The 652-nt window shown below is 67.3% G+C and carries 1 pseudogene; it reads left to right on the plus strand.

The features are described 5' to 3' along the window. Positions 1-67: 67 nt before the first annotated feature. A pseudogene (locus IF54_RS40240) lies at positions 68-652 on the plus strand (carotenoid oxygenase family protein); the annotation flags it as partial.

A 652-nucleotide genomic window follows, 5' to 3' on the forward strand; every position in this document is an offset into this window, starting at 1 on the left:
CATCCACGAGATCGCATCCGACGGCAAGGTCACCCGCTCCCAGACCTTCGAGGTGCCCTACTCCTCGATGGTCCACGACTGGCTGGTCACCCGGGACCATTTCGTCTTCACCATCTCACCCATGATCGCCGACGCGCAGCGGCTGAAGCGGGACGAGCAGTTCGTCGTCTGGGACCCGACCGAGGCCACCTACGTCGCGATCATCCCGCGTGATGAAGGCGTCAGCGGCATCAAGTGGTTCCACAGCGAACTCCTCATGGAGACACACTCGTTGAACGCCTGGACGGACGGTGACACGCTGGTCGCCGACCACTTCACCACCGGGTCCGGCTGGTTCTCCCAGTTCCCGAAAACGACCGTCGGCCCGCTGCCGTCACCGACACCTACCGCAGCGAGCGGCTCATCGTCTCGCCCGGTGACTTCCCCCGGGTCGACCCGCGGATCCTGATGGAGAAGAACCGCCACGCGTGGGTCGGCGGCATGAACCCGGACGTCCCGATGTGCGAGATCGGCCCGATGGGCCCGCCGCTCAACTCCCTCATCCACCGCGACAACGACACCGGCGAGACGGCCTTCTGGGCCCCCGGTGAGCACGCCGCGCCGGAGGAGCCGGTGTTCGTGCCGAAGTCGGCGGACGCCGCCGAGGGCGAGG

The sequence above is a fragment of the Streptomyces sp. NRRL B-3229 genome, from assembly GCF_000719505.1.
In the GTDB taxonomy this organism is placed as follows: Bacteria; Actinomycetota; Actinomycetes; order Streptomycetales; family Streptomycetaceae; genus Streptomyces; species Streptomyces griseorubiginosus.